This window comes from Paraburkholderia piptadeniae, from assembly GCF_900007165.1.
In the GTDB taxonomy this organism is placed as follows: Bacteria; Pseudomonadota; Gammaproteobacteria; order Burkholderiales; family Burkholderiaceae; genus Paraburkholderia; species Paraburkholderia piptadeniae.
Genome location: NZ_CYGY02000123.1, coordinates 62,664 through 69,374, shown reverse-complemented (window position 1 = coordinate 69,374; position 6,711 = coordinate 62,664). Strand labels below are relative to the sequence as shown.

Below are 6,711 nucleotides of genomic sequence, written 5' to 3'. Positions count from 1 at the left end.
ACGGGCCAATAATCTGAAGCGATATAGACGATGAAGCTGCCGTTGAAGTCTGGCGGCAGCTTCTTTCTATATGGGGTCTGCGCGAAAGTGGGGCTCCGCGCCGGGGCTAGCGGCGAATCGTCTCGTAGCCGACCGTCACTCCCGCTCAAACAGCAACTCTTCGATGTCGCACAGGCCGAGTTGGAACCGGAAGTACCTACGCACCGCATGGCTGATGACCATCGCGGGGAACCGGTGGCCGTGATAAAGCGATTTTGTTTTCGTCACCACGTCTTTCAGAACATGCAAATATTTCTGGAAGAGCACGCCTTCTTCCGGCGCATTCAGCCGGCTTCCAGCGACATCATTCCTTCCTTGCGTGCTTTTTGAAGCAGCTCATAGATCGGCGCAGTTCGAGATAGATTTCCTGCGAATAACCGCGTCCCTGAACCAGGCAGCCAAAGCCTTGATGGTTTTCTTCAGCGCCAAAATGGGATCGCTGACAACGAAGGCGCCGATTGCCGCGCCGAAAATGCACAGCAGCTGAACGGTTGAATCAGCACGGGCAAATGGCCGTGTCAGACGCGGCGCAATGTATGGCCTTCATTTTTCGCCGGTACGACGTATGCTTAATGTGTAGACCGAACGGCGCCGATAAGGGGGCGACCATGAAAGCGTGTCTTGCTTGCCAAATGCTGGTCGGGAACCCGTCAAAAGTCCCTCCTCACGAAGATCTCCAACGGGTCGGAAGTGGCGTTTTTGGTACGCCTCAAAAGCCGATAGCGCGGTATATCCAGTACCGCTGCAGGTCTTGCGGCTCCTGGCTGAACCAGAACACCGACGACGGCTCGCCGGCCGGTCTGTGGTCAGGGTGCGGACCGCATCTGGCGGCGGCGCAAATCCGCGAATCCGATACTCGCGCCCTTGATGCGAGGAGAGCGGCAGCTGCGGCAGTTGCCGCAGTACTCGGGCGGCCGCGTTAGGCGGAATCGCTCGAATCGTGCAAATTCTGACGATTTGCACGAAGACAGTCGAAAGATCAATGCACGAAAAGAGTGAACCGCACCGACAGCATTTGAACTTTCAGCTGCATGACGTGACGGGCTGTGTGTCGCGCGTCGCGATTACATCCGCGCGACCTTGCAGCGCGACAGGACGCGGATTTGTCTGGACGGCTGCGCCACCCGTCGTCGCTCCAACAGCACGGGATACGGCAAGGCCTTTCCGGCAGCGCTCAACCGGGCACGGCGATCGCTCCTTCGTCGCTGAGGCAGCTACGGCTTCTTTGACTTTATGCTGCCGATAGCCGTTGCGATGATCGCGCGATGTTCAATCATCGTCTGGAGTGTGCGCCGCATTTCGGCGAGAAGTTTTTCGGCGAGCTCAGTATCGTGCCCATCTCTCTCGAGTACCTGTAGCAACTCGAGCTGACGGCCGATTCGAGACCGCGCTGCCGCAATGGCGTTGTCAGCAAGCCGGAGGTCCCGCATTTCGTCTTCAAGAATCATGGCGACCTCGCGACGCTGAATGTTAGTCACTCTAAGCTGATAGCCCGATGTTTCGCTACCACGAGAAAGGGGCGGTGCGACGAGGAACTCTCAGGTCTGGCGTACCTGGTCCAAACCAGGCGTCAAACGCTACGTCCTCGCCAGTCGTGTGAACCGGAAAACCCGTCAAAAGCCGCCACCTTTTGTCCGACGATGTTCGTAACAGAAGTCTATAAAAAACACACAACGCGAACGGCTGGAGCAGAGCAACTAGAGCCGGTAGGAGAGCGTGATGACGGACACAGATCAGGACCTCGCTGCCCTTGTCCCGCGAGTCACCAGGGCATGGAGATCAGCGGCCATCGTCGCAACGATCGCAGCAGCGCTTGCCGGATGCGGAGGCAGCGGCACCGATGGTGCAGCCAGCACGGCAGTCGTCGACAGAGCCGTCATCGACTCCGCCGATACCGCCGTCAACAACCTCGCAGTGCGGTTGGGGGCTGGAAATCATAACGTCGTCCCACGCTATGCGCGCTTCGAGGGGAAAACCTACCGTCAGTGGGTGGTCTCGTTTTGGCAGTGGGTGAACCTGATCGACAACGGCCCCTTTTTTCCGAACCCGCTAATCAACTGTACACGTCCTATCTCGGTCGGCCAAAGCGGTAACGTCTGGTACTGGGCCACACCGAGCTCCTACTTTCACGCGCTCGACGTGCCCAATACACCGCAGGTTTGCGACCAGTCCGCGAAAGTTATTCCTGCGGGCACGTCCATCTTGCTGGCGACGCTCGACACTTTTTCTTCGACACTGCTGCCGCCCGGCACGTACACCCCATCTACGGCGGCGGGGGAACGGGCCATTGCCGGCCGCTTCGCTGACCGGATTCAGGACTTGTTCGTCATTATCGACAATGTACCCGTCACCGAGATTAGCGCGTATCGCGTCGCGACCGGCCAGTTCAATTTCAGCGCAGCGTTGCGCTGGGTTTTTGGATTGCCGGAACACATTTACGGAACCGGCACGGCCGCAGCTGACGGCTACTACCTGATTCTGAAACCGCTGCCAACAGGCTCGCACACGATTCACTACGGCGGCAGGTTCCACTATCTGCCGGGAGACTTCGGGCCAGGCGCGCCGCCGCCGGATTACGTCGTCGACATCACGCTCCTGATTACGGTTGGGCCATAGATGTGCAACGTGTTTGCGCAGGCTGCGCCTGCGCGTTCGTGCCATGTGCGCTGGTCTTCCTGACCGGGTGCGACATGGAAAGCCCGAACCTGCATAACCGCAGCCGGTTTAGTTACCTTTCACAGGTTTAACGTGCGACTAACGACTAACTCTATATAAATTAAGTTAATAAACACTTAGGATAACATATCGATAGGAGCGGTTTACGCGGATCTGTGCATGCTTGTCGTTACAGAATTGCCCGGAGACGAAGAAGAAGTCGTAGCATCCCGTGCAGCACGATGGCGGCGAGAGGCACGATGCAGGATATCGTGACCGACTTCATGCGTGGTCCCACCACGCGTTGCTGACCGGGTTCGGCCCCAAGGTGAGTGTGCGACATGGCTGCGGGAATAGTTGCCGTGATCCGGATCGACCAGCTTTGGCTGGCGACCGAACGGCAGACACGCGAGCCGGCACCGATACGATTCTGACGCGGTTGGTCAGGTGCCCGCAGCGCGACCTCGTCACGTGTACCTGTTCACCAACTGCAATTCAACGCATATCGAGGTACCGGCCGGTGAATCCCGTGCCTCCCATCGCAGGCCTCCCGCATAGTAAGTAGGCGAAAACCCTGACGCGATTCTCCCTTGTCGATTGAACGGTAGCTGGTATGATGACATCATGACGGCACATGTGATGAGTAGAAGTTAGCGATAGAAAAGACCGTCGACTGGTTTTAGGCAGTGCACAGGCGTTTAACCAGACTGGAGACAAGACGATGAAAGCATCGAAGCGGTGGCTCGCGCTCGCGTTGACCACCTTGGCGGTCGTCGGCGCAAGCAGCGCCGCGCAGGCGGCGAACCTGATCGCCATCATTACCCCCTCGCATGACAATCCGTTCTTCAAGGCCGAAGCCGATACCGCGAACGCGCGCGCGAAGGCGCTCGGTTACGACACGATCGTGCTCGTCCACGACGACGACGCGAACAAGCAGTCCAATCTCGTCGATACCGCGATCGCGCGTGGCGCGAAGGCGATCATTCTCGACAACGCCGGTTCGGAGGCGTCGATTGCCGCCGTCAAGAAAGCGAAGGCCGCCGGCATTCCGTCGTTCCTGATCGACCGCGAAATCAACGCGACGGGCATCGCCGTGTCGCAGATCGTGTCGAACAACTATCAGGGCGCGCAGCTCGGCGGGCGTGCGTTCGTCAAGGCGCTGGGCGAGAAGGGCAACTATGTGGAGCTCGTCGGACGCGAGGCGGACATCAATGCCGGTATTCGTTCGAAGGGCTATCACGACGTGATCGACCAGTTTTCGGGCATGAAGATGGTCGAGCGGCAATCGGCGAACTGGAGTCAGACGGAAGCGTATCGCGTGATGGAAACGATCCTGCAGAGCCATCCTGACATCAAAGGTGTGATTGCGGGCAACGACACGATGGCGATGGGCGCATCCGCCGCGCTGAAAGCGGCGAAGCGCTCCGACGTGATTGTCGTCGGCTTCGACGGCAGCAACGACGTGCGCGACGCGATCATGCGCAACGACATTCGCGCGACCGTGCTGCAACCCGCCGCGCAGGCCGCGACGGAAGCCGTCGACCAGGCGGACAAGTACATGAAGACGGGTTCGACGGGCAAACCCGAAAAGCAGCTGATCAACTGCTCGTTGATCACGAAGGCGAACGCCGGCAAGCTCGACATGTTCGCGCTGCGCTGATTCATCGCTTTGCCTGTCGGGGATGCCGCGCGCATCCCCGTGCCTTATCCCGGTTCGCATCACCGGGCTGCTTCATCCGGGTTGCGTCATCAACAGACATCAGTTTTCTCATCCGGCGTACCGTGAGGTCATCCATGAGAAGTTGCATGTACGCGGCGATCGCCGTCATTGCCGCGAGCGTGGGGTTGCAAGGTTGCAAGCTGATCAAACACGACGCACAGACATCGAAGAATTCGCGCGACGCGTATGCGTCGGCGGGCTACGATCCGAACGCGATGGTCGCGTCGATGTGGAGCACGAAGATCGTGCCCGACGTCGAAAAGCGCGCGACCGACTACGCGACGTTGCGCGACGCGATCAAGGCGGACCCGGACGCGGCGGGCAAGAAATACGGCTATCGCGGCAAGGACGACGGCGCGCCGTGGAATTTCCCGACGAAGCTGCACGGCACGATCGTCGACGTGGACACGCAATCGAGCCAGGGCACCGTGGGGGTCGATATCGATGGCGACGGCAAAGCCGATGTGATCGTCGATATCGGTCCGACCGTACTGGGCACCACGTTGCGCGACACGCTCGATTTCATCTCGTTCACGAGCTTTCGCAATCAGATCGAATACGCGCAGTTCGGCACCGCGCTGAACAGCTATGCGGCCACGCATGTGATGAAGCCGCTGCCGCGCGATGCGCTCAAGGGCAAGCCCGTCACGGTGACGGGCGCGTTCTCGTACGATTCGTCGGCCGATCAGCCCGAAATCGTGCCGCTCGCCGTCGCGCTGGGAGGCAAGTCATGAGCGAGGCGAGCGCGATGGAAGTGGACGACGTGATCCTGCACGTCGAAGGCGTGACGAAGGTTTATCCGGGCACGGTTGCGCTGAAAGAGGTCAACTTCGCGGTGCGACGCGCGGCCGTCAATGTGCTGGTCGGCGAGAACGGCGCGGGCAAGTCGACTCTGATGAAGATCATCGCCGGCGCCGAACAGCCGAGCACGGGGCGCCTGCTGCTCGACGGCAAGCCGATCCAACTGACGAGCAGCGCGGAGGCGTTGCGGCATGGCATCGGCATCGTGTTTCAGGAGCTGAATCTTTTCCCCAACCTGACGATTGCCGAGAACGTGTTCATCGCGCACGAGATCACGCGCGCGGGCATCGACATCGATGCGGACGCGCAGCGGCGCAAGGTGCGCGAACTGCTCAAGCGTCTCGAACTGGACGTGAGCCCCGATACGCTCGTCGAAGACCTGCGCATCGGCCAGCAGCAACTTGTCGAAATTGCGAAAGCGCTCGCTCACGATGCGCGCGTGCTGATTCTCGACGAACCCACGTCGGCCTTGAGCGCGGCCGAAGTGGAAGTGCTGTTCCAGGTGATCGCGGACCTGAAGGCGCATGGCGTCGCGATCGTCTATATCTCGCACCGGCTCGAAGAACTGATCCGTATCGGCGATTACATTACCGTGCTGCGCGACGGGCGCATCACCGGCAACCAGCCGATGGCGCAAGTGGACGTGCCGTGGATCGTGCGTCAGATGGTCGGCCGCGATACGAAGGATTTCTCGCGCCCCATCGGTCACGAGCGCGGCGCAGAAGTGCTGACGGTGCGCGACGTATCGTTGCCGCGCAAAGGCAGCGGGCTGCTCGTCGATCACGTGTCGCTGTCGCTGCATGCGGGCGAAATCGTCGGCATCTACGGGCTGATGGGCGCGGGGCGCTCCGAGCTGTTCGAGTGCATTCTCGGCTGCCATCCGCATGCGACGGGCGATATTGAACTCGACGGCAAGCCGCTTGCCGGCAAGCCGATTGCGCGCCGCGTCGCGCAAGGTCTCGCACTGATTCCCGAGGACCGCAAGGCCGATGCGCTACTGCCGATTCTTTCCATCGGCGACAACATGACGATCTCGAGCCTCACCGATTTCGCGCGCGCATTCCATATCAGCACGCAGCGCGAGCAACGTTCGATCACGCAATACATCCGCGATCTCGCGATCAAGGTCGCGGACTGGCGGCTGCCCGTCAGTTCGCTATCAGGCGGCAATCAGCAGAAGGTGATCATCGCGCGCGCACTGATGACGACGCCGAAGGTGCTGTTGATGGACGAGCCGAGCCGCGGCATCGACGTCGGTGCGAAGGCCGACATCTTCAAGGTGATGCGCGATCTCGCCGTGAAGGGACTCGGCATTCTGTTCGTGACGTCCGACCTCGAAGAAGTGATGGCGCTGTCCGACCGCATTCTGGTGATGTCGAACGGGCGCGTGACAGCCGAGTTCGACGCCTCCGAAGCGACGCAGGATGCGCTCGTCGCGGCCTCTGCCGTCGGACATCGCACGGCTGCACCCGAACATCGCGCCGCGGCCTGACGCG

Annotated in this window: 5 protein-coding genes and 2 pseudogenes; 4 read left to right on the top strand and 3 right to left on the bottom strand. The window is 60.4% G+C overall.

Going from position 1 to position 6,711, the window contains the following annotated elements; translation table 11 throughout:
• Nucleotides 1-109 precede the first annotated feature (109 nt).
• The 3 genes and pseudogenes from BN2476_RS47385 to BN2476_RS41755 all read right to left on the bottom strand — a co-directional run.
• Nucleotides 110-267 (bottom strand): annotated as a pseudogene (locus BN2476_RS47385) (IS6 family transposase); the annotation flags it as partial.
• A 3-nt stretch (nt 268-270) separates the two neighbouring features.
• Nucleotides 271-554: pseudogene (locus BN2476_RS50050) on the bottom strand (motility-associated protein); the annotation flags it as partial.
• A gap of 699 nt (nt 555-1,253) precedes the next feature.
• Nucleotides 1,254-1,487: a hypothetical protein gene (locus BN2476_RS41755; protein WP_087739994.1), complete on the bottom strand. Its 234-nt coding sequence runs from the start codon at nt 1,485-1,487 to the stop codon at nt 1,254-1,256.
• Nucleotides 1,488-1,758: 271 nt separating this feature from the next.
• Here BN2476_RS41755 and BN2476_RS41750 point away from each other — a divergent pair, with 271 nt between their 5' ends.
• The 4 genes from BN2476_RS41750 to BN2476_RS41735 all read left to right on the top strand — a co-directional run bounded on the left by BN2476_RS41750 (nt 1,759) and on the right by BN2476_RS41735 (nt 6,707).
• The gene (locus BN2476_RS41750) at nt 1,759-2,655 is read left to right on the top strand and encodes a hypothetical protein (protein ID WP_087739993.1); all 897 of its coding nucleotides are present in this window, start codon (nt 1,759-1,761) and stop codon (nt 2,653-2,655) included.
• Nucleotides 2,656-3,415: 760 nt separating this feature from the next.
• Nucleotides 3,416-4,354 (top strand): D-ribose ABC transporter substrate-binding protein, encoded by a 939-nt coding sequence (locus BN2476_RS41745; protein WP_087739992.1) that lies wholly within the window; start codon nt 3,416-3,418, stop codon nt 4,352-4,354.
• A 146-nt stretch (nt 4,355-4,500) separates the two neighbouring features.
• Entirely contained in the window at nt 4,501-5,148 is a 648-nt protein-coding gene (locus BN2476_RS41740) for a DUF2291 family protein (protein WP_235851207.1), read from the top strand.
• A complete protein-coding gene (locus BN2476_RS41735) occupies nt 5,145-6,707 on the top strand; it encodes a sugar ABC transporter ATP-binding protein (protein ID WP_087739990.1) in 1,563 nt (520 codons plus the stop codon). Before BN2476_RS41740 ends, BN2476_RS41735 begins: the two co-directional genes overlap by 4 nt.
• Nucleotides 6,708-6,711: the final 4 nt, after the last annotated feature.